This is a genomic window from Nocardioides sp. 503, from assembly GCF_004522095.1.
Classification (GTDB): domain Bacteria; phylum Actinomycetota; class Actinomycetes; order Propionibacteriales; family Nocardioidaceae; genus Nocardioides.
This window is the reverse complement of record NZ_SPUI01000010.1, coordinates 1-22385: the sequence shown is the minus strand read 5'-3', so window position 1 is coordinate 22385 and position 22385 is coordinate 1. Positions and strand designations below refer to the sequence as shown.

The window sequence follows — 22385 nt, the reverse complement described above, 5'->3', positions numbered from 1 at the left end:
TCCGCGTGCAGGTGCGAACGACGTCCCGGTCCCTCGGCGAGGACTTCCGCTACGCCTGGCTGGCGGGTCTCCTCATGGCGGCGGCGACCGTGCTCATCGCCTGGCTCGAGGACCTGCCGATCCGCGACCCCGACAGCCTCATCCCCGGCTACATCCGCTTCCCCGCCATCGTGCTGGGGGCGATCTCCCTCGACATCGTCCCCCGGGCGCTCTGGCGGGCGCGTCGGGCGCCCCGCACGCTGTGGACGACCATCCGCGAGATCACCCGCGAGCGGTGGCCCGCCTCGCACTGGCGCTTCGCCCTGGGCGGCGTCATGGCCTGGTACCTCTGCTACGCGACGTTCCGCAACCTCAAGAGCTTCGTGCCGTTCGTCCATGCCGACGGCGCGCCGTTCTCGGCCACCGACAACGTCTACGACACGCAGATGGCCGACCTCGACAAGGTGCTCTGGCTGGGGCACGACCCGGCCAAGGTCCTGCACGACCTGCTCGGCACGGGCTTCGCCGCCCAGCTCTTCTCGGCCGTCTACATCATCTGGATCGTCCTGGTGCCGGTCTCGATCGCGATCGCCCTGGTCTGGACCCGCCACACGGCGGCGGGGTCCTGGTACGTCACCGCGGTGGCCTTCGACTGGGCCTTCGGTGCGGCGATCTACCTGCTGTTCCCCTCGGTCGGCCCGATCTACTCCGACCCCAAGACCTTCGCCGGGCTCCCCGAGACCTACGTCTCCAAGCTCCAGGAGAGCATGTGGGACGACCGGCTCGCGGTCGTCGGGGACGTGGTCGGCTCCGGCACGCTCCAGACGATCGCGGCGTTCGCCTCGCTGCACGTCGGCATCATGCTCACCATCTGCCTGATCGTCGAGTACGTCGGTCTGGCGCGCTGGCTCCGCGTGGCCTCGTGGGTCTTCCTGGTGCTCACCGTCTTCGCGACCGTCTACCTCGGCTGGCACTTCTTCGTCGACGCGATCGCCGGCGCCGCCCTGGGCGCCTTCACGGTCTGGCTGGCGGCCATGGCCACCGGCAACCGGGTGGGGCTGCGACCGCGCTTGCGCCGTGACCCGCTCCCCGAGGACTCCGTCGCGGCCGGGGCGGGCTCGTCGGGGCTCACCCAGGGACGCGACCCGGGCCAGGCCTCGCACTGAGCGACAGGCGTCGCAGCCCCCGGGCGTCCTTGAGCGCGCGCACCACGTTGCGCGCCTCGGCGCGCCCACCACGCACCGGGCTCAGCAGCACCACCACGAGCGCCACGAGCCACGGCTTGAGGCGGACGGCGACGTTCTCGCCGTAGCGGAAGTGGACGACGAAGAGGTTGCGGTACATGTAGTAGCCCTTCCAGCCCCCCAGGTCGTGCTGCTGGTCGAAGTCGAGCTGCCGCACGAGCACCGCGTCGCGGACCGCCCAGATGCGGCGGCCGGCGCGACGGGCGCGCACCGCGAAGTCCACGTCGTCGTAGAAGATGAAGAACCCCGGGTCGGGGAGCCCGATCTCCTCGACGACCGAGCGGCGCACCAGGAAGCCCTCGAAGGCGACGTTCTCCACCTCGACCAGCGGCGGCATCGCCGCGCGGGTGCCGTAGTCGGTCTCGACCATCGAGGTCTTCGGCTTGATGGCCAGGGGGTTGCGCAGGTCGAAGCGCGTGGCCGCCTTCTCCACGAGCCGGCCCTGACGGTCCTCGCGCACGGAGGTCAGGCAGTCCTCGTCGTGGGACATCAGCACGGTCAGGGAGTCGGGCGCCGGCACCACGTCGTCGTCCATCAGCCACACCCGGTCGAAGCCCTGCTCGACCGCCGTGCGCACCCCCAGGTGGAAGCCGCCGGCGCCACCGAGGTTCTCGCCGCTGGTCACGACCTGCAGCGGCAGGTCCGTCCGCGCCGCGAGCACCTGCGCGGTCTCGTCGGTGCTGGCGTTGTCCACCACGACCACCGCGTCGGGCCGGCGCTCGAGGCGGGCCAGCCCGTCGAGCATGCCGACGAGGAGCTCCGCGCGGTTGTAGGTCACCACCACCACCGCGACGGTCTCGGTCATCGCAGGTACCGCCGGTGGCCGGTGAAGTCGCCGCGCAGTCCCGCGACGGCGGCTCGGGTGCTCATCACGACACGGCCGGGCTGCGGGCGCGTGAGCAGGTAGAACCAGATCGTCTTGACCCAGAACATCAGCACGTGCGGCCAGCCGCGGTAGTCGCGCAGGTTGAGGGTGTTGTTGCGCGCCATGCAGTAGTGCTTGAGGTCGCTCGGCGTGTGGTTGTAGGTCGTGCGCCCGAACATCATCCGGGTCCCCAGCTCGCCCACACTCGGGTGCAGCACCCGCGCGTCCACCACGGTGGCGATCCGGCCGCCGGCGCGCTCGGCGCGCAGGCGGTACTCGTGGTCGTCGCCCCAGATGAAGAACTCCGCCCGCGGGAGCCCGATCCGCTCCACCAGCTCGCGCGTGACGAGCACCCCGTTGAACGGGATGACCACGTCGCGGATGAGTCCGTCGTCGGCCGCCGACCGCACGTCGTCCATCTCGTGCACCGCCCGGGTGCCGCCGGGCAGCCGGATCGGGAACACCAACCGCTCGGGCCGGGCCTCGTCGACCACCACCGGGCCCCAGAAGTCCAGGTCGGTGCGCTCGAGCAGCAGCCGCAGGCAGTCGTCGTCCGGGAGGCCGTCGTCGTCCATCAGCCAGGCGAGGTCCGCCCCCCGCTCCATCGCCCACGCGAGACCGTCGTGGAAGCCGCCGGCCCCGCCGCCGTTCTCCGTGAGCGTGCGCCGTACGACGTCGGGCTGGGCCGCCAGCCACTCCCCCGTGCTGTCGGTCGAGGCGTTGTCGACCACCAGGACCTCGGCCACCTCCGGGACCTCGCGAAGGCGACCCACGAGGCGCTGCAGCAGCTCCAGCCGGTTGAACGTCACCACCACCGCCACGACGCGGGGCGGGCGCACGGCGGGGGTCTCGGTCACGGCGACCACCCTAGGGGGCCTCAGATGAGGTCGAACCCCGAGGACACGACGGCGACGATCAGGAACGCCCATCCCCCGGTCAGCCTCGCCCCGCCGGGGCGCGCCGGTCGCACGCCGACGCACGGTCCGCCCAGGAGCAGGAACAACGGCACCCCCACCGGTCCCAGTCCGAGCACCCAGAACCACGCCCACCGTGTGGCCCGCCACGTCGGTCGCTGTCCCGCCAGCAGGAGCAGCAGGGTGACGAGGAAGAGGACGAAGAAGGCGCCGGCGTACTCCGCCGGCGGCTCCCAGTCGGACAGGGACATCGACACGCCGCCGAAGGACCCGGACCCGAGCAGCGGGAGGGACTCCTGCTGTCCGACCACGGTTGAGACGACCAGCGAGAGCCAGGCCAGCGCCACCAGCAGCCGCCCCCACCGCTCGAGGGGCAGCCAGCGGCCCTGCGGCTCCTCCACCCTGGCGGTGGCCGGCTGCTCGACGTGGGTCATGGGCGTCAGGCTAGGCGTCTTGCGCTCTCCACCGTGCGGGAACGACCCCAGGACATGCCGATGACCCCGCCGGGGCGGGGTGTGGGGCGGTCAGGTTCGTCGAGGCGGCAGGGGCGCCTGGGTCGGGGTCTCGATCGGGGTGGTGCCGGTGTGGTCGCGGCGGTAGGCGTGCCCGTGGGGTGAGTGCCACAGGTAGGTGCCGCGGTCGAGGACGTCGTAGTCCCACCGGCCGTGGGTCTTCAGCCGATGGTGCCCTCGACACAACGGTGCGGTGTTGCACGAGCACGTGGGCCCGCCCTCGGCGTACGGGATCGCATGATCGACGTCGCAGCGGACCGCGGGTCTGGTGCACCAGGGGAAGACGCAGGTGAGGTCGACGAGCTCGTCCTGCTCACGGAGCCGGTCGGGGATCTCGTAGGCGGCGACGTGGATGTGACCGGCGAGGTCGCGGACGGGTTTGACGATGACGCGGGTGTCGGGGCGTCCGCACCACTCGCGGATGGTCTCCGCGAGCAGCGGGGTGCGGGTGTTGCCGAGCCTCCCGACCCCGTCGAGGTCCTCATGCACATGGACGACCACCTCGGTGGTTGAGGAGGGACGAAGTCCCGTCTCGAAACCACCCTGGGCAGTGTCGTCACCGTCGTGGAAGGGCAGCGAGTCGTACCCCCTGGCCAGGTCCCCGGCCGCGATCGAGCGTCTTACGTCGAGCGACTCCTCGGACCCGGCTGCTTTGAGCTCGGCGGCGCGGTGGGACAGGGCGGTGTCGAGGGCGAGGCCGTCGACGTAGTCCAGCGTCCCGGTGACTTCGACGGTCCCGTTGATGGAGACGTGGGCCTTGTCGATGTCGAGCCGTCGGGAGTCGGCCTCTTCGCGGCGGGCCTTCTCGGCGGCTTCGGGGTCGAACCTGGCTTTGGCGGCGGCGATCTGGCGCTCGATCTCGGCGAAGGAGACCTTGTGCGCGACGAACCCGACCATCCGGTCGACGTAGGCGGCGCCGGCTGCGGGCAGGGCCATGGTGTGCTCGGCGATCCAGCGGGCTTTGTAGAACGGCAGCTCCATCGCCTCCACCCGGGCCCAGACCCGCGGGAGGCGGTAGCGGGCCTCCAAGGCGGCGCCGACGTAGCGCTTGGCGGAGTCGGTGGACATGCCGAGCGCGGCGCCGAGCTCCATGACCGCGAACTCCGAGACCCAGGGGGCGCCGTCGCCGGCGAGCGGGATGCCGTGGTCACCGAACGAGGCTTCGCCTTCGTCGTCGGTGGTGTGCAGGGTGCACCACTGCAGAACACTGCGGAGGGTGTGGAGCTCGGCCTTGGTCTGATCGGTCCGGCCCGCGCGGACCTGGGCCAGCACGTGGCTGGCCTCGGGTCCGGTGGGGTTGCTCATGGGTCTACTCAAGCACTTGCCACCGACAGTCGAAGCCCTGATGTGGGGCTAAGGAGGCCTTATCCACAAGGGTTCTCGAAACTTTCTCAAAGTTTTTTCGGGGGTGGTTTCGAGACGGGACTTCGTCCCTCCTCAACCACCGGGCGACGTCGTGGGTTGAGGAGGTTGCGCAGCAACCGTCTCGAAACCGAGGCGACCCGAAGGCCGGCAGCGGCGCCCAAGCACCGCCGACCCGTCCCCGTAGCTGCCAAACACCGCAACCAACGACGGCCCGCAAGCCGAAGAAGGGTCCCCGAGGAGGCGACCGGAGGTGCGGTGGTTTCGAGGCTCGCTCCGCTCGCACCTCAACCACCGGAGGCCGCAGGGTGGTGTCGAGACGAGACTTCGTTCCTCCTCAACCACCGGCCAGGCGGCCGGCAGCGGCGCCCAAGCACCGCCGATCCGTCCCCGTAGCTGCCAAACACCGCAACCACCAGCGGCGCGCAAGCCGAAGAAGGGTCCCCGAGAAGGCGACCAGAGGTGCGGGGGTCTCGACGTACGCTCGCTGGCGCTCGCTGCTCGACCACCGGCGGCCTCAGCAGGCGGAGCCGAGGTCCTCGGCGTCGTTGGCGGCGTAGCCCTCGTGGAGGGAGCCGACGGAGCCGCCGGTGACGGCGTCCGGCTTCTTCTTGGGCTTGGAGGCGGCCTTGACGGTCTTGCCCTCGGCCTTGTCGATGGCCTCGGCGACCTTGCGCTTGACCAGCCTGATGTCGGGGTCGCCGGTGTTGATCATCGGGGGCACCAGGGAGAGGCTGGAGATCTTCTCGTTGCGGGCCTTGAGGGCGAGCTCGACGAAGGTGTCGAACTCCGAGGAGGGCACGTTGCTCGAGAGCATGTCGGAGGACGCCTGGGCCAGGTCGGCGAAGTTGCGGACCGCCGACTGCGGGCTGACCTGCTCGAGCATCGCGTTCATGACGCACTTCTGGCGGGCCATGCGCGAGTAGTCGTCGGAGCCCTCGCGGGCCCGGGCGTACCAGAGGGTGTCGTGGCCGTCGAGCTTGCGGACGCCGGGCTCGATGTAGCCGGTGACGTCGTCGCCCAGCCCACCGACGGGGATCGGCGCGCGGACGTTGAGCGTGACGCCGCCGACCGCGTCGACGAGGCCCTTGAAGCCGGCGAGGTTGACCATCGCCCAGTAGTTGATCTTCAGCCCGGTGATGCCCTCGATGGCCGAGACGGTCGCGTCCACACCGGGGTTGTCGGAGTCGCCGAAGAGCTCGGGGTTGTCCTGGGCCCAGGTGCTGACGCCGTTGAGGTAGCAGCCGTCGCAGTCGAAGCCGTCGGGGAACTGCTCGCGCATGACCGAGCCCTTGGCGAACGGGAAGTTCGCCATGTTGCGCGGCAGGCCGATGAGCACGGTGCGGCCGGTGTCCGCGTCGATCGAGGCGATGGTCATCGAGTCGGGGCGCAGGCCCCAGCGCCCGGCGCCGGAGTCACCGCCCATCAGCAGGACGTTGTAGCGCCCGTCGTGGGCGGAGGCGGCGGGACCGTTGCCGGCCAGCGAGATGATCAGGTCGCGCTGGACGCCGGCGATGTGCGCGGCGAACAGCAGCGAGCCGGCGACGCCGAAGCAGAGGACGCCGTTGACGCCGACCATGGCGCGGCGGTGGTTCATCCCCAGGGAGAGCGGCTGGCCCAGGCGCCAGGCGTCCACGAGCAGGGCAGCCCAGCCGATCGCCGCCGCCATGAGCGCGAGGCGCACGAAGAGCAGCAGCGTGGTGTTGAAGCCCATCCAGAAGATCAGGCCGCGGTCGACGACGACCGCCAGCAGGGTCACCGCACCGATGCCGAGCAGGCACAGCCAGATGCGGAGGGCGACCTGGCCGACCTTGCGGTTGCCGGCGACGAGCTGCGCGGAGCCGGGGACGACGAGTGTCATCACCATCAACGACATGGCTCGACGGAAACGGACGCGCGATGCGCGCTCGACCGTGGAGGACATGGGACGCCTCTTTCCAGCACCGGGGGAAGGACAGTGCTGCCAGCCAGTATCACCAGTCCCACGCGTCACACGCGTTGCGACGCGCCGAGACCTCAGACGTCGCGGCCCTCGTCGATCTCCCGCTTGCGTGCAAGGCGGTGCGCTCGGCGGATCTCGGCCTCCCGCAGCCGCCGTACGTCGTCGGGCCCCTCGGTGCCCAGCGGCGGCACCTCGCGCGGGCGGCCGTCCTCGTCGATGGCGACGAACACGAAGTAGGCCGACGCGACGTGCAGCGTCTCGGCGGACGGCTCGTTCCACGGCTGGGCCTCGACCCGGACCCCGATCTCCATCGACGACGTGCCGGCCCAGTTGACCTGGCCGAAGGTGCGCACGATGTCGCCGACGTGCACGGGCGCCAGGAACGCCATCTCGTCGAGTGCCGCGGTCACGGCCGGCCCGGCGCTGTGGCGCTGGGCCACGGCACCCGCGGTGGTGTCGGCGAGCTTGACGATCTCGCCGCCGTGGATGTTGCCCAGCAGGTTGGCCTCGTTCTGGGAGGTGATGATCGCCAGCGAGACACGGGCGTACGACGGAGTGCGTGCTTCCAGAGGTCCACCCATGTCCGCACGGTAGCGTCTGCGCCATGGCAGATCGTCCCGGGAACGGCGGTCCCGAGGACGGGACGAACTACGGCTGGCTCTACGGCGCCAAGGGCGGGCAGGAGCCGCCGCCCGACGCGACGCGCGCCATCCCGCGCCAGCAGCGCCCGGCGCAGGAGCCCACGCGCCGCACGCAGCGGCGCGACGACGAGACCCGCGTCATGCCCACCCAGCCCGCCGGGGGCGAGCCACCGCGCCGTCCGGTGCCCGCACCCGCGCCCACCCCGCCCCAGCACGGCGGAGGCAGTGCGGGCGGCTCCGGCCGGTTCCGCCGGCCCCGCTTCTGGTTCCGCCTGGTCGCGCTGCTGCTGGCGCTGTGGCTCGTCTACACGGTCGCGGTGCCGTTCTTCGCGTGGAACAGCACCGACAAGGTGACCTTCGCGCCCGACGGCGACCGCCCCGGCGACCAGCCGGGCACGACGTACCTCCTCGTCGGCAGCGACTCCCGCAAGGGACTGACGGCCGAGGAGCGCAAGAAGCTGAGCACCGGCAACCCCAAGAGCGAGCTGACCGACACGATCATGCTGCTCCACACCGGCGACGGACCCGACGTGCTGCTCTCGATCCCGCGCGACTCGATCGTCGACATGCCCGGCCACGGCAACAGCAAGATCAACTCCGCCTACTCCCGGGGCGGCGCGCAGCTGCTCGTTCAGACAATCGAGGGCGAGACCGGCATCCGCATCGACGAGTACGTCGAGATCGGGCTCGGCGGCGTCGCGGGCGTGGTCGACTCCGTGGGCGGCATCGAGGTCTGCCCCAAGAAGGGCATCAAGGACAAGCTGGCCGGCCTCAACATCAAGAAGGGCTGCCAGGAGGTCGACGGCACCGTCGCGCTGGCCTACTCCCGCTCCCGCAAGCAGTCGCCCCTGGGCGATCTCGAGCGCGTCCAGCGCCAGCGCGAGGTCGTCGCGGCGATCGGCGACAAGGTGCTCTCCCCCTGGTCGGTCCTCAACCCGGTGCGCTGGTGGCGCCTCAACCACTCGGTGCCCGGCTTCTTCGGCTTCGGCGAGGACACGAGCACGCTGGACGCCGGCCGCTGGGCGCTCGCGATGACCAAGGTCGGCGGCAAGGACGGGCGCACCTGCACGATGCCGGTCACCGACGGCTCGGCCAACAACTGGGACCGGGACCGCGCTGAGCCGATCTTCCAGGCCTTCATCCAGGACAAGACCGACGACATCACCGACGCGCAGTGCACGCCCAGCGGCCTGCCGGGCCGCCGATGACCGGCTACGACGCCCTCACCTGGGAGGTCGACGGCGACGGGGTGGCCACGCTGACCCTCAGCCGCCCCGACGCGCTCAACGCCTTCGACCTGACGATGGCGCGCGAGCTGGAGCGGGTGTTCCTCGTCGACGCGCACGACGACGCCGTCCGTGCGGTGGTCGTCACCGGCGCCGGACGGGCGTTCTGCGCCGGCATGGACCTCTCGGCCGAGGGCAACGTCTTCGGCCTGGACGAGACCCTGAGCCCGACGCCCGAGGAGCTGCGCGGGCACCTCACCGAGGCGCCGTACCACGACGGCGTCCGCGACACCGGTGGCCGCGTCACGCTCGCGATCCACGCGCTGCCCAAGCCCGTCATCGCCGCCATCAACGGGCCCGCCGTCGGCATCGGCGCCACCATGACGCTGGCGATGGACCTCCGTCTGGCCTCGACGAAGGCACGCATCGGCTTCGTCTTCGGCCGCCTGGGCATCGTCCCCGAGGCGGCGTCGACGTGGTTCCTGCCGCGCATCGTCGGCATCCAGCAGGCCCTGGAGTGGGTCTACGCCGCCGACATCCTGACCGCCGAGCAGGCGCTCGCCGGCCGGCTGCTCCGCTCGGTGCACGAGCCCGAGGACCTGCTGACGGCGGCGCAGGAGCTCGCCCGGTCCTTCGTGGTCGCCCGCTCCCCCGTGGCTCTCGGTCTGGCCAAGCAGATGCTCTACCGCAACGGCGCCGCGGCCGACCCGCTCGAGGCCCACCTGTCCGACTCGCTGGCGATGTTCTACACCTCGATCGGCGACGGCAAGGAGGGCGTGGCGGCGTTCCGCGAGAAGCGCGAGCCCCGCTTCACCGGTACGACGAGCGACCTGCCCCGCATCTTCTAGGGCCCGGTCGCGCCCCAGGCAGCCGAGACCGCCGGATTGGGGCGGCGGCCTCGACCGGTGCAGGTCTATCGGTAACGAGGGCCCCCGAACCGATCCGACGGCGAGTCTTTACCTCCCGCGTCCGGTGGACTAGAGCGCCTCGTCCTCCAGCGCCTCGGTGAGGAGGGCGACGAGCGCCTCGAGCTGGACGTCGGAGGACGCGCCGATCTCTTCGTCCGAGCCGTCGAGAGCACGAGCGGCCAGGCCGGCCTTGCTGTCGATGAGCTCGGCGATCTTGGTGTCGATCGTCTGCGCGGCGATGATCCGCCACGCGGTGACCGGCTCCTCCTGGCCGATGCGGTGGACACGGTCGATGGCCTGCGTCTGCTCGGCGTCGGTCCACGACAGCTCGGCGAGCACGACGTTGGAGGCGACCTGGAGGTTGAGGCCCACGCCGGCGGCCATGAGCGAGCACACCGCGATGTGCACGTCGGGGTCGTTGACGAAGGCGTCGATGTTGCGCTGCCGCTTGGCCGCGGACTGGTCGCCGCGGATGGAGGCGAAGCCGATGCCCCGCTTGGTGAAGGTCTCCTCGGCGAGGTCCATGACGTCGACGTGCTTGGCGAAGAAGACGACCTTGCCGACGTTGCGCGCGAGCTGGGCGGCGTAGTCGGCGGCCAGTCCGGCCTTGGCCTGGCCGATGCGACGGACCATGCCGAAGACGTTCTCGCCGGTCTTGGCGGACTCGGAGTCGGAGAGCTCCCAGCCGGCCACGCGGCGGACGAGCTCGTGGTCTATGCCCTCGACCTGGACGCCGGAGGAGCGGGTCTCGAGCGCCGTGCGGTAGCGCGCCACCATCCGCGCGGCGAGCTCGCGCTCGGCGTCGCGGATCGAGCGCCCGATGACGTCGTCCAGCTCGACCGGGAGGTCGGCCACGCGACGGGCGGGGATGTCCTTGGCGACGTCGATCTTGCGACGGCGCACGATGCCCAGCTCGATGACACTGTTGCGCGCGTTGGGGTAGAAGCCCGGGTCGACCGGCGTCAGCCCGGTCTCCTCGAGGGCCTGCATGAGCGCGGGACCGGGCGACTTCTCGCCGATCCACCCCAGGAACTGCCAGATCGCCCGGAAGTCGTCGATGTCGTTGATCAACGGGGTGCCGGTGAGGGCCATCAGCAGCGGTCGGACGGTGCGCGACCGGATCCGGTCGGACAGCTGCAGCACGTGCTGGGAGCGCTGGGACTTCTTGTTCTTGATGAAGTGGGCCTCGTCGACCACCATGCCGCGGAAGCCGAGGTCGCCCAGCCAGCCGACGTGGCGGTCCAGGACCTCGTAGTTGACGACGATGATGTCGGCGAACGCGTCGATCTCGTCGCCGTCGCCGTGGATCACCGTCACCGGACGGTTGGGGGTCCAGAGGCTGGCCTCGCGGGCCCAGTTGGTCTTGACGACGTTGGGGACGACGACCAGCAGCGGGAAGGCGTCGGCGGCGTGGGCGGCGAGCAGCGCCTGGGCGGTCTTGCCCAGGCCGGGCTCGTCGGCCAGCAGGAACGTGCGGTGCCCCCCCTCGGCGGCGGCCACCACCTGCGCCTGGTGGGGCATCAGCTCCAGGCCCGGCGGCAGCCGGAGCGCCGTGGTGGGCTCCGGCAGGTGCATGCAGGACGAGGCGCCGCCGTACTCGAAGGACCGGAAGAGCGGCTCGAGGAGCTCCCACGTGGCGAGCCGGCCGGACTTCACGGGCTGCGGCGGGGGCGTGGAGAAGTCGGGCGTGAGGAAGGGGTTGGACAGCTGGCGGGAGACGACCGACTGCGGCACCACCCGGCGGGCCGGGTGCAGGGAGGTGGGCAGCTCGACGACGGTCGGCTCCTCCTCCTCGGGCACCTCCAGGCCGGCCTCCTCGAGGAACTGGCGCAGCAGGGTCTGCGCCGCGTCGGAGATCTCGGCGTCCTCGGCCAGCAGCGAGAGCAGGGAGGTGTCGCGCGCGGCGGTCTTGGCGAGGATCGTGGCGACCCCGTCGAGGCGCTTGAGCTTCTCGCCGCGCTGGGCCTCGGTCGACTCCTTGTCGGCCTTGACGCGGGAGCGCTCCTCGCGCACGAGCAGCGCGATGACCTGGAACTTCGTGCGCGCGGAGCGGCTCACCGGTCCGCGCTGGACCTCGTTCTCGACCTCGCGCACGGCGCGGGCGAGGACCGGGATGATGCCCTCGTTGTCGAGGTTGCGGCCGCGCCGCTGGTTGCGCGGGGCGGTACGCGTGGCGCCGGTACGGCGCGGGCCTCGTCGGGCCACAGACTCCTCCTTCGGGTGCCGCGCGGCTGCCGGGGCAGACCTGCGGCACCGCACGCTGTCCCGGGGCTGGGGCCGACGGGACGTCGAGCGGAGTGGGCGTGGCGCACACCCCGCGACGATGCTCGGTCCGACGGCATCTGAGCGCGATCACCGAGCTGGACCGGACGCACCCGGCCAACCTGCGAGGCCGGTGCTGGCACCAAGACTACCGCGCCCCGTCGCGGCGCGTGAGCCGACGCTCCCGATCGGGTGCAGCGGGTCAGCTGCGCAGCAGCTGGGCGAGCACCCGACGCCGCAGCCGGCGCCACTCGACGGCGGCCACCGCCAGCGCGGCGACCAGCAGGGCCACGACCACCAGGGCGGTCCACCACGGCACGACGAGCGACGGCGTGCCGGTCTGGCCGGTGATCCGCTCCAGGTCGAGCGAGCCGACCACGACCCGGGCGGCCGACACCCCGAGCGCGAGCCCGGCGAGTGCCGCGACGGCGACGGGCACGAGCAGCTCGCCGGCCAGGACGCGGCGCAGGTCGCCGTCGCGCAGCCCGAGGGCACGCAGGCGTCCCAGCGACGCGCTCCGGGCCGGGGCCTCGGTGAGGGCGGACAGGACCACCCCGAGGACCGCGAGGAGGAGCAGCAGGGCCGAGGCCGCCACGGCGAGCCGGACCAGTCCCTCGGGGAGCGGTGCGTCCCGGCGGGCGTCGAGCGTGTCGGCGTACCGGACGACCGAGCCGGACGAGCCCGCGGCGTGCGTGAGCGCCGACGCCGCGCCGGGTCCGACCGCCCACACGGTGTCGGGCGGGGCGATCGCGCCGGCCGCGGCGAAGGCCTCGGCGTCCACGACCACCACCGGGTCCACCGAGGCGTCCACCCGTGGCGCGGTGCCCACGACGGAGAGCGGGATGTTGGTGTCGTCCCAGGTGACGACGAGGCCGTCGCGCAGGCCCGCAGCACCTCCGAGCAGCAGGGCCGGCACCCGCTCGCCGTCGCCCGAGGTCAGCCGGTCGAGGGCGGGCGCGTCGGGCAGGTCGCTCCGGACCAGCAGCTGCTCGTAGGCGGGGGCGTCGACCACGACGAGGCGCACGCTCCCGGCGCTGCTCTCCGAGGACACCCGAACGGCGTCCGCGACGCGACCGGAGGCGGCGGCGCGCACCCCCGGCCGGTCGGCGATCCGGTCGGCCGTCCCGGCGACGTCGGGGCCTGCCGTCGTCGTGAGCCGGGCGTCGCCGCCCACCGCGAGCAGCGCGCCCGCCGACTGGCCCTCCTGCTCGGTAGCGGCGAGCGCCACGGCGAACGTCAGCTGGGCCACCGTGAGGGACACGACGAGCAGGGGCAGCGCGCTGACGCCGGTCTGGGCGAGCCGGGCGGTCACGAGGAACGGCACGCTGCCGGCCGACCGGCGCGTGGCGCGCAGCGCCAGCCGCAGCGCGGGCGGCAGCAGCCGCAGCACGACGACCGTCCCGGCGACCGCCCACCACGTCGCGGCACCGGCGGCGGTGAGGTCGCCCGTGCCGCGCTGGCGCAGCGCCACCAGGGACAGCGCCGCGGCGCCCAGCACGACGGCCTCCAGGGCGACCCGACGGACGACCCGCACCCTGGCCGCCGTACGGCGTGCGGTGCGGTTGGCCGGCACGCGGCGCCCGGTCACCTCCACGGCGAGCAGCGCGCCCAGCACCGGACTGGCCAGGGCCGCCCCGACGAGCACCGGCGTCCAGGCCCAGCCCGCGTCGCCGACGAGCAGCAGGGTCAGGCCGAGGCCGACCGCGGTCCCGAGCGCCGCGACGGCCAGGGACTCCACGAGCAGCTCGACGGCGATGCCGAGCACCGACGCGCCGCGCTCGCGCGCCATCGTCACCGGGGCGGCGCGGCGGCGTACGAGCAGCTGGCCCGCCTGCACCAGCACCAGCAGCGCGGCCACGACCAGCCCCACGACCAGGACCTGCGCCTGCCCGCGCGCGGACGCGACCTGCGCGCGCCCCTCCCCCAGCACCCCACCCAGCAGGCTGCTCCAGGAGGTCTTGCGCTGGCCGAGCCCGCCGGAGGACTCCAGGGACCCGACCTCGCGCTGGATCGCAGCCGAGCGGCTCCAGCGCAGCCGCTCGGGCCGCGGCACGAAGATCGTGCGCTGGGTGAGCGCCTCCGCAGGGACCGCCAGCTCCAGGTCGGGCAGCGCGTCGATGCTCACCAGGGCGGCGGCCGAGGTGCGCTCGATCCCCTCGGAGACCCCCTGGGTGGGGTTCAGCAGCTCGGTGACCACCTGCCACGCGTCGTCGTCGGGGTCCGCGGCGGCGTAGACGCCGCTGATGCGCAGGTTGACGCTCTGGTGCTGCTCGGTCTCGGCCGGCACCCGGTCGCCGGGGCGCAGCCGCAGCGCAAGGGCCGCCGCCTCCGACAGTGCGACCTGGACCGGCCACGGGCCCTCGTCGTCCTGGATCGTGACGTCGGCGTCGCCGGCGCCGACGCTGGCGCGCGGCGACCGGCCAGCGGTGTAGGTGACCTCGGGTGCGCCGTCCGGCGGCGCCACGAAGGCCAGCCGCAGGTAGCGCCCCGGCCCCGCGTCGAGCAGGTGCAGGGGCGTCGAGGTGAGCGTCGCGACCCCCGGGCGCAGCACCGAGCGGATGCCCGGGGGCAGCATGCTCTGGGCGTACTCCGTGTCCTGGCGCAGCCGCACCGCGGCGTGGGGGTCCCGCCTCTTGCCCTGCGGGTCGTCGTAGCCCTTCGGCAGGGTCGCGACGACGGTGCCGCGGGTGCCGGCGTCGCGCACGGTGTCGGCGATGGCGCGGTCGGCGGTGCGCTCGGTGAGGGGTCCGACGGCGGCGGTCAGGACGGTCGTCAGCGCGACGACCAGCCCCATGAGGACGAGCAGACCGGGGTCGCTGCGCACGCGGCCGACGACGGTCGGGCGGTGGAGGCGGGAGCGGGGCATCACTCGTCCCCCGTCCGGAGGTAGGAGGGGTCGGAGCGGTGTGCGTGCACGGCGGACACCGCCGCCGTGACCGCCAGGGACCCGAGCAGCACGCCGCCCACGAGGAGGGACTCCCCCCACCAGGGCCAGGACACGACCGCGCCGGGCACCGGGGCGTCCCCGAGGTCCGAGCGGACCAGGTGGGGGCCGAGGGCCACCGACGCGAGGGCGCCCACGGCCGCGCCCACCACGACGAGCGGGACGAGGAAGGCGCTGTGCTCGGCCACCAGCAGCCGCCACGCGTCGCGCCGGGACAGGCCGAGGGCGCGCAGCCTGGCCACCTCGGAGGCACGGCGCTGACGGTCGCCGCCCAGCACGAGGGCGACTCCGGCGAGGAGCATGACCAGGGCGGCGATGACGAGGGTCAGCAGCGCGGTCGGCACCGTCACCCGCAACGGCCCCTCCGACAGCTCCTCGCTCACGCCGTCGCGGGTCGTGACCTGGCCCAGGCCCAGGTCCTGCACCGCCCGCACGGTCTCGGGCGTGGGGTCGCCGACCCACCAGGCGTCCACCACCGGCTCGAGCCGGCCCGAGCGGATGAGGGCCCGCGAGATCGTGTCGGCGTCGGCCAGCACGGCCACCTCGCCGGGGGCCGAGGGCACGGTCGGCACGACCGCGGTCACGCGCAGGGGCAGGGCGGCGCCCTCGACGATGGCGGACAGGTCCGCGCCCACCGTGGCCCCGACTGCGTCGACCAGGTCCTGCGAGACGGCGACCGGGATCTCCTTCGGGGTCTCGAACGCCGTCGACAGGACCGAGGCGCCGGTGTAGGAGAGGTAGTTGAGGTCCACCGTGCCGGTCGTGACGATCTCCGTGCCCGCCGCGGTCGGGCGGACGGCGACCCCGGCGCCCGACAGGGGGTTGTCCCGCTGGAGCGACACCAGTGACCACGGGCTGCCCGGCTCTCCCGCCGCTCCCGAGGCGCCGGGGACGCGCAGGACCACCGACACCTGGGCTCGCGGACCCACGGGCTCCGCGCCGGGGCTGCCGTCGAGGTCGAGACGTACGCCGACCAGGCTCACCCCCTCGCCCAGGCTGCCCCTCCAGTCGACCCGGTGGGGGCGCCCGTCCAGGGTCACCGGCGCCCCGGCCACGGAGCTGCGGAACCCGGCGGCGTCCTGGAGGACGGCCGTGGGCGTCACCCGGAGCTGGACGTCGGCGGGCCCACTGCCCTGCAGCTCGATCCCGGCGCCGTCGCCGGCCAGGGCGACGCCGCGCACGGGGTCGCCCGGCGTCAGGCGCTCCCCGACCCCGTCCCACGTCCCGTTCTCGAGCCGGCCCCGCAGCAGCGCACCAGCGTCCTGCGTGTCGACGGCCACCAGGACCGGTCGCGACCCGGCCTCGCCGACGAAGCGGCCGAGCGCGAGCGGGCGGTCGATGACCGCCGAGGAGGTGGTCCCCGGCGATCCTGTGGTCGTCGCGGCCACGATCGCGGACGCCTCCCCCTGGCCGGCCGGGGCCTGGAGCGCCAGCGACAGGTCGGTGCCGACGCGCAGGGCCGCCTGGTCGTCCTGCGACTGCTCCCAGGTGGTGCGCAGCGCCAGGCCGAACACCGCGGCGGCGACCGCGGCCGCGACCAGGGCCATGGCCGTGCCGGTGTGCGGCCGACGCGCGGCCTGCTGGGCGGCGAGGGGCAGGACCAGCGAGCGGGACCGGACGGCGACCCGCGCGACGGCCGCCAGGAGCAGCGGCACCGCGCGCACGGCGACCAGGGTCACGGCCGCGATGCCCAGCACGGGCGCGGCGATGAGGGTGACGTCGCCGGACGTCGCGGCGGTGGCCGGCTGCGAGCGGAGCTGCCACCAGGCCACCACCGCGACGGCCAGCAGGAGCACGTCGAGGCCGGAGCGCAGCCCCAGGCGCGCGCCGCCCCGGTCGGGCGCCACGCGGGTGTCGAGGGCAGTGGCGACGAGCACGAGCGTCAGGAGCAGCGCCCCCGCCACCACGGCGAGGACCAGCCCCCACGTCAGGCTCGGGGACTGCGTCAGGCCGGCCGTCCTGAGACCCGGGAGGTGGGTCAGGCGGGAGTGGGCGAGGGCGGCCAGCGGGACGGCCACGAGCGCGGCGAGCCCCGCGAGCGCCAGCGCCTCGACGACGGCGGCGCCCAGCTGCTGTCGCCGGCTCAGGCCGAGCGCCACGAGCAGCGCGCGCTCCTCGTCGCGCACGGAGGCGAGCAGCCAGCCGGCCAGGAGCGTGGCCGCGAGCGAGAGCGCCGTGCCGAGGAGCACGACGACCAGCACGGTGGCCCGGGCGCTGGCCTGCTGGGCCTGGATCCGGTCGAGCGTCCGGGGCAGGTCCGAGGCGACGCGGGTGATCCGCGCCCGGTCGTCGACGCGCGACGCCAGCAGGGCGGAGGCGTGGTCGAGCGAGCCGACCGCCGCGTCGAGCGAGGACTCCTCCGCCAGCGAGAGCGTGGGGTGGGCGGTGACGCGCAGCCCGGTCACCGACGAGCCGGACGAGATGAAGGAGGCGTCGTCCACGACGAACGGGCCGTACGCCGGCGCGGTGACCGAGCCGTCGCTGTAGGCCGGGTCGAAGCCGTCGCCCCCCAGCGGGTCGCTGTCCCAGTCGGCTCCGGCCCGCGGGCGGAAGACGCCCACGACCACGACCCGGACCGGCCGCTTGCTCCCGCCGAGCCCGACCTCCTGACCCAGGGTCACGACGTCGCCGGAGCGCAGGCCGAGCAGGCGGGCGGTGGTGGCGGGGACCACGGCCTCCCGCGGGCCGCGGGCACCGCCGGCCGGCAGCCGCCCGGAGGTCAGGTCGGTCCGTGACACCAGGCTCGCGCCGGTCGCGAGGTAGGCGAGCCGGTCGGGACCTCCGAGACGCCGCATCCGCGCGGTGGCGGTGCTGGTGACCGTCGGCCGCATCGGCGCGAGGATCTCGGTCACCACGCCCTGCGCCGCCTCGCGACCGGGCACGATGTCGTCGCCGGACAGGTCCACGAGGAACGCCGTCACGTCGACGTCGGCGGGCTGCGAACGCTCCACCTCCGCGTGGAAGGCCCGGTCCTGGGTGACCGTGAGCAGCAGCGAGCAGACGCCCAGCAGGCTCGCGGCGGCCGCGACCAGCACCAGCACGGCCGCCAGCAGCCGCCGCTGCACCAGCGCGCGGCGCAGGACCAGGGTCAGCACACCGGTGCCATCAGCCGCCGACCCGGCCGTCCGCGATCGTCAGCACCCGGTCGGCCAGCGACATCAGCACCGGGTCGTGGGTGGCGACGACGGCGGTCACGCCCTCGGACTCCACCACCGCGCGCAGCAGCGCCATGACCGCCAGCCCGGTCTCCGCGTCGAGCTGCCCGGTCGGCTCGTCGGCCAGCAGGAGCCGGGGAGAGCCGGCCAGGGCCCGGGCGATGCCGACGCGCTGCTGCTGGCCGCCGGACAGCTCCGCGGGTCGCTGCAGCGCGTGCTCGCGCAGGCCGACCAGGTCCAGGAGCAGGGCGACGCGCTCCTCCCGCTCCGCGACCGGCGTACGGCGCAGGCGGAGGGGTACGCCGACGTTCTCGGCGGCGGTGAGGGCCGGGATCAGGCCGAAGGTCTGGAAGACGAAGGAGATCGTGTCTCGCCGCAGCGTGCTCAGGCCCTGCTCGTCGAGCGCCGAGACCTCGGTGCCGTCGACGCGCACCGTCCCGGCGTCGGGGCGGTCGAGACCGCCGAGCAGGTTGAGCAGGGTGGTCTTGCCCGAGCCCGACCGCCCGACGACGGCGACCAGCTCGCCGGGCGCGACGTCGAAGGACACCTGGCGCAGCGCGTGGACCGTGGCGGGGCCGGAGCCGTAGGTGCGGGTGAGCTCGCGCACCGCGACCATCGGCTCGGTCGTGCTCATGCGCGGTCGCCGCGGTCGGAGCGGATCTCGACGTGGTCGCCTGCGAGGGCCAGCCGGACGCGGCGGGTGAGGTCGAGCGCCTCGCGGAACTCGCGCGGCACCTGCACCCGTCCGGCGCGGTCCATGACGGCGTACTCCTCGGCGCTGCCGGGCGCCTCCGCGGTGTCGCCCGTGCGCAGGACCTCGCTGCTCGTGCGGCCGTCGCGGATGGCCACGGTGCGCGCGACCTGGTCGCTCACCGCCGCGTCGTGGGTGACGATCACGACGGTGGCCCCCAGCTGCTGGTTGGCGGTGCGCAGCGCCGCGAAGACCTCCTGCGCGGTCTCGCTGTCGAGCTCGCCCGTGGGCTCGTCGGCCAGCAGCACGCGCGGCTTGTTGGCGAGCGCGACCGCGATCGCCACTCGCTGCTGCTCGCCGCCGGACATCTCCTGCGGCCGGCGGTCCGCGCAGTGGGTCACGCCCAGCGTCTCGAGCAGCTCGCCGGTGCGCTCGCGTCGCTCCTCGCGCGGGGTCCCGGCGATCGACATCGGCAGGTCGACGACCTGGCTGGCGGTGAGGTACGGCACCAGGTTGCGCGCCGACTGCTGGCGCACGAAGCCGACGACGTGGCGCCGGTAGCGGACGCGCTCCGAGCGCGACATGTCCACCAGCTCGTGGCCGGCCACGCTGGCGCGGCCCGCCGTGGGCGCGTCCACGCCCGCGAGCACCTGCAGCAGCGTCGACTTGCCCGAGCCGGAGGCCCCGACGATGGCGAGCATCTCGCCGTCGTGCACGAGCAGGTCGAGGCCCTGCAGAGCCTGCACCTCGACGCTCTCGGTCTGGTAGATCCGCACCAGGTTGTCGCAGACCACCAGCGCGTCGTGCCCGAACTCCGGCTCGCGCTCGGGAGCATCGGGCAGCGCCAGTCCTGGTCCCACCACGTGCGTCCCTCCGCCCTGGCGGCCCCCCGCTGGAGCCTCGCTGATGCTAGCCCTTCCGGAGGCGTCGTACGCCGAAGTCGCGATGTCCGCCCGTCGCACTCCGCCAGGGGGTCCGAGGTGCCGAGAGGGGGTCCTGGCAGCCCCCCGGCCGGAGAGGGCTCTGGGGCGCGGGTCGCCTCCTGCCTAGCGTCGGTGGAGGCGAGCGAACGGCTCGTCCGCACCGCGACCGAAGGACGATCCCGTGACCAGCACCGCCACCTCTCCCGACCCGGCAACGGGCACGCCGACGGGCCCACCGCAGGCCTCGTGGGCCGGCGTCGTCTCGCTGGGGCTGGGGATCTTCGCCATAGTGATGTCGGAGTTCCTGCCGGCGAGCCTGCTGCCCCGGATCGCCGAGGACCTCCGCGTCTCGGAGGGCGCGGCCGGGCAGGCCGTCACGACGACCGCGATCGCCGGCGCCCTCGCGGCGCTCCTCATCTCCGTGGTCCTGCCGCGTGCCGACCGGCGCACCGTGATGATGGGCCTCACGGCCCTCGCCGCCGTCTCCAACCTGCTCGTCGCCCTGGCGCCCAACCTCGCGGTCCTGCTGGCCGCCCGGCTCCTGCTCGGCGTCGCGCTCGGCGGCTTCTGGGCGATGGCCACCGCGACGGCCTCGCAGCTGGTGCCTGCCGACCACCTCGGACGAGCGCTGACCGTCGTCAACTCCGGCGTCGCGCTCGCCACCGTGGCCGCCGTACCCCTGGGGTCGTGGCTCGGCGAGGTCTGGGGATGGCGCGAGGTCTTCGTGCTCGGCGCCGGGGTGGCCGTGGTCGCGCTCGTCGTCCAGGCGGCGACCCTCCCCCACGTGGCGGCGTCGGCCTCGACCGGGCTCCGTGCTCTGGGCGCGACCTTGCGGTCCCCGGTCGTCCTGGTCGGGCTGTTCGCCGTCCTGGTGATCTTCGCCGGCCACTTCAGCGGCTTCACCTACATCCGGCCCGCCACCGAGAGCCTGTCCGACCTCGGCACGGGCGCGCTCGCCGGTCTGCTCCTCGTCTTCGGGATCGCCAACTTCGCCGGCACGGCGGTCAGCGGCCCGCTGGCCGACCGCGCGCCCCAGGTCGGGACCTTCCTGTTCCCCGGCCTGCTCGGCGCGGGGATGGTGCTCATGTACGCCACCGGCAGCTCGGAGACGTGGCTGTTCGTCGCCGCCGCGGTCTGGGGGTTCGGCTTCGGCGGTGTGCCGACCACGGTGCTCAGCTGGGGCGCCCGCGCCGAGCCGGACCGCCTCGAGCAGGTCGGCGGGGTCATCGTGACCGCCTGCAACCTCGCTATCGCCCTGGGCGCGATCGTCGGAGGAGCCCTCGTCGACGGCACGGCCGCCGACGCCCCGCTGCTGGTCGGTGGGGTCGCCGCGATCGTCGGCGCCCTGACCCTCACCAGCCTGCGCACGAAGGTCGGCGCATGACGACGATCGCGGTCCTCGGCGCCGGTGAGGTCGGCCGTCAGCTCGCGCGCGCCTTCGTCTCGCTCGGGTACGACGTCGTGGTCGCCAACAGCCGAGGCCCCGCCACCCTCACCGGCCTGGTCCACGAGCTCGGACCGCGAGCACGGGCGGCGAGCGTCTCGGAGGCCGCCGCGGCCGGGGACCTCGCGGTCCTCGCGTTCCCCTACCGGCCCGACCACGAGCACCCGGCCGCCGAGCTCGCCGGCAAGGTGGTGCTGGACACCAACAACTACATGGCCTGGCGAGACGGTCACTTCCCTGACGTCGACTCCGGCGTCGTGACCGTGCACGAGCTGCGTCAACGCCAGCTGCCTGCCTCGAAGGTCGCGAAGGCCTTCACCCACGTGCAGGCTCCGAGGCTCTTCGGCCTGAGTCGACCGGCGGGCGCACCCGACCGGCGAGCTCTCGTGGCGTCGAGCGACCATCCGGAAGCGGTCGCGGTGACCAGGCTGTACGACGAGATCGGCTTCGACACCGTCGACAACAGTCCCCTGAGCGAGTCGTGGCGAAGCTCTCCCGGCACCCCCATGTGGGAGCACCACGTCTTCGGGCAGGACCGAGACCTCTTGGTCCGCAACCTGGCACGGGCGTAGCTCTCACTCCCGCTTGTGGAAGGAGACCTTGCCGCCGGGGTGGTGGGTCATGACGTAGCCGGGGTGGTGGGCCAGGGGGTGGTGGCCGGTGCACAGCAGCCCGCCGCGCTCGACCGACGTGCTGCCGCCCTGGGACCAGGGGTCGAGGTGGTGGGCGTGGCACCACGCCGAGGGCCGATCACAGCCCAGGGCGATGCAGCCGCCGTCCCGGACGGCCATCGCGATCCGCTGGGCCTTGGTGTGGAACCGCATCCTGCGTCCCACGTCGAGGACCTGGGACTTCCCGCCCAGGACGACGGGGATGACACCGGCCTCGCACGCCATCCGCCGGGCCAGGCCGGGGCTGATCGGGGTGCCGGTGTCGAGCTGGGCTGCCTTGAGGCCGCCCATGAGGGTCTCCAGGGTCATGGTGACCACGACGGTGGCGTCCATCCCCCCGGCCTGGGGGAGCTTCTTCGTGGGGAAGCGGTCGATGTACTCGATGAACGCCAACCCCATCCCGTGCGGGGTCGATCCCTCGCCGCCGGCCTTGGGCGAGGCCAACGCGTCGAGGGGCTTGCGGAGCTTGTCAGCCTGGTGGGTGGGGATCGAGAACCGGCCATGCGTGGTGCCGTGGCCGTCGTCGTGCATCGTGAACCGCGCCTTCGCCTCAGCCTTGCGCTCCTGGGCCTCGAGCTGACGTGCCGTCTCTGCCTCGCCGACCTCGGGGGCCACGACCTCCAGGACGTGCACGCCCAGGACCCGCAGCCGCTTGGCGTCGAAGTGCGCCGCCTCGGCGAGCAGGTGGTCCCGCGCCTGGTC

At 73.5% G+C, this 22385-nt stretch carries 17 protein-coding genes; 5 read left to right on the top strand and 12 right to left on the bottom strand.

Going from position 1 to position 22385, the window contains the following annotated elements; genetic code table 11:
• The first annotated feature begins 5 nt into the window (after window positions 1-5).
• The gene (locus E4622_RS20810) at window positions 6-1145 is read left to right on the top strand and encodes a phosphatase PAP2 family protein (RefSeq protein WP_134742145.1); all 1140 of its coding nucleotides are present in this window, start codon (window positions 6-8) and stop codon (window positions 1143-1145) included.
• Here the strand turns inward: E4622_RS20810 and E4622_RS20805 are convergent.
• The 6 genes from E4622_RS20805 to E4622_RS20780 all read right to left on the bottom strand — a co-directional run bounded on the left by E4622_RS20805 (window position 1108) and on the right by E4622_RS20780 (window position 7399).
• Window positions 1108-2028, bottom strand: coding sequence for a glycosyltransferase (locus E4622_RS20805; RefSeq protein WP_134742144.1), 921 nt, complete (start codon window positions 2026-2028; stop codon window positions 1108-1110). The two genes, E4622_RS20810 and E4622_RS20805, sit on opposite strands and share 38 nt — an antisense overlap.
• Window positions 2025-2945 (bottom strand): glycosyltransferase, encoded by a 921-nt coding sequence (locus tag E4622_RS20800; protein ID WP_245156134.1) that lies wholly within the window; start codon window positions 2943-2945, stop codon window positions 2025-2027. Before E4622_RS20800 ends, E4622_RS20805 begins: the two co-directional genes overlap by 4 nt.
• Before the next feature lie 20 nt (window positions 2946-2965).
• A complete protein-coding gene (locus tag E4622_RS20795; protein WP_134742142.1) occupies window positions 2966-3436 on the bottom strand; it encodes a hypothetical protein in 471 nt (156 codons plus the stop codon).
• A gap of 90 nt (window positions 3437-3526) precedes the next feature.
• Entirely contained in the window at window positions 3527-4819 is a 1293-nt protein-coding gene (locus E4622_RS20790) for an HNH endonuclease signature motif containing protein (RefSeq protein WP_134742141.1), read from the bottom strand.
• A 574-nt stretch (window positions 4820-5393) separates the two neighbouring features.
• A complete protein-coding gene (locus tag E4622_RS20785) occupies window positions 5394-6752 on the bottom strand; it encodes an LCP family protein (RefSeq protein WP_245156133.1) in 1359 nt (452 codons plus the stop codon).
• Window positions 6753-6892: 140 nt separating this feature from the next.
• The gene (locus E4622_RS20780; RefSeq protein ID WP_134742139.1) at window positions 6893-7399 is read right to left on the bottom strand and encodes an acyl-CoA thioesterase; all 507 of its coding nucleotides are present in this window, start codon (window positions 7397-7399) and stop codon (window positions 6893-6895) included.
• 23 nt (window positions 7400-7422) lie between these two features.
• Between E4622_RS20780 and E4622_RS20775 the strand changes: the two genes are divergently transcribed.
• Together E4622_RS20775 and E4622_RS20770 are read left to right on the top strand one after the other, a co-directional pair.
• The gene (locus E4622_RS20775) at window positions 7423-8667 is read left to right on the top strand and encodes an LCP family protein (RefSeq protein WP_134742138.1); all 1245 of its coding nucleotides are present in this window, start codon (window positions 7423-7425) and stop codon (window positions 8665-8667) included.
• Complete coding sequence (locus E4622_RS20770; RefSeq protein WP_134742248.1) at window positions 8664-9533, top strand: crotonase/enoyl-CoA hydratase family protein; 870 nt, start codon at window positions 8664-8666, stop codon at window positions 9531-9533. Before E4622_RS20775 ends, E4622_RS20770 begins: the two co-directional genes overlap by 4 nt.
• A 129-nt stretch (window positions 9534-9662) precedes the next feature.
• Here the strand turns inward: E4622_RS20770 and E4622_RS20765 are convergent, their stop codons facing one another.
• The 5 genes from E4622_RS20765 to E4622_RS20745 form a co-directional block, all read right to left on the bottom strand.
• Entirely contained in the window at window positions 9663-11798 is a 2136-nt protein-coding gene (locus E4622_RS20765; RefSeq protein ID WP_134742137.1) for a DEAD/DEAH box helicase, read from the bottom strand.
• Between the two features lie 259 nt (window positions 11799-12057).
• Window positions 12058-14721, bottom strand: a complete 2664-nt coding sequence (locus E4622_RS20760) for an FtsX-like permease family protein (RefSeq protein WP_134742136.1) — start codon at window positions 14719-14721, stop codon at window positions 12058-12060.
• Entirely contained in the window at window positions 14721-17894 is a 3174-nt protein-coding gene (locus E4622_RS20755) for an FtsX-like permease family protein (protein ID WP_134742135.1), read from the bottom strand. Before E4622_RS20755 ends, E4622_RS20760 begins: the two co-directional genes overlap by 1 nt.
• Window positions 17895-17904: 10 nt before the next feature.
• Window positions 17905-18588 (bottom strand): ABC transporter ATP-binding protein, encoded by a 684-nt coding sequence (locus E4622_RS20750; RefSeq protein WP_245156132.1) that lies wholly within the window; start codon window positions 18586-18588, stop codon window positions 17905-17907.
• Window positions 18585-19505, bottom strand: coding sequence for an ATP-binding cassette domain-containing protein (locus E4622_RS20745; RefSeq protein ID WP_209022035.1), 921 nt, complete (start codon window positions 19503-19505; stop codon window positions 18585-18587). Before E4622_RS20745 ends, E4622_RS20750 begins: the two co-directional genes overlap by 4 nt.
• 244 nt (window positions 19506-19749) lie before the next feature.
• Here E4622_RS20745 and E4622_RS20740 point away from each other — a divergent pair, with 244 nt between their 5' ends.
• Both E4622_RS20740 and E4622_RS20735 read left to right on the top strand, forming a co-directional pair.
• Complete coding sequence (locus E4622_RS20740) at window positions 19750-20952, top strand: MFS transporter (RefSeq protein ID WP_209022034.1); 1203 nt, start codon at window positions 19750-19752, stop codon at window positions 20950-20952.
• Window positions 20949-21584 carry an NAD(P)-binding domain-containing protein gene (locus E4622_RS20735; protein ID WP_134742134.1) on the top strand — a complete coding sequence of 212 codons (636 nt, stop codon included), beginning with the start codon at window positions 20949-20951 and terminating at the stop codon, window positions 21582-21584. Before E4622_RS20740 ends, E4622_RS20735 begins: the two co-directional genes overlap by 4 nt.
• A gap of 3 nt (window positions 21585-21587) precedes the next feature.
• Here E4622_RS20735 and E4622_RS20730 read toward each other — a convergent pair.
• The coding region (locus tag E4622_RS20730; protein WP_134742133.1) for an HNH endonuclease signature motif containing protein at window positions 21588-22385 on the bottom strand (798 nt) is incomplete at its 5' end.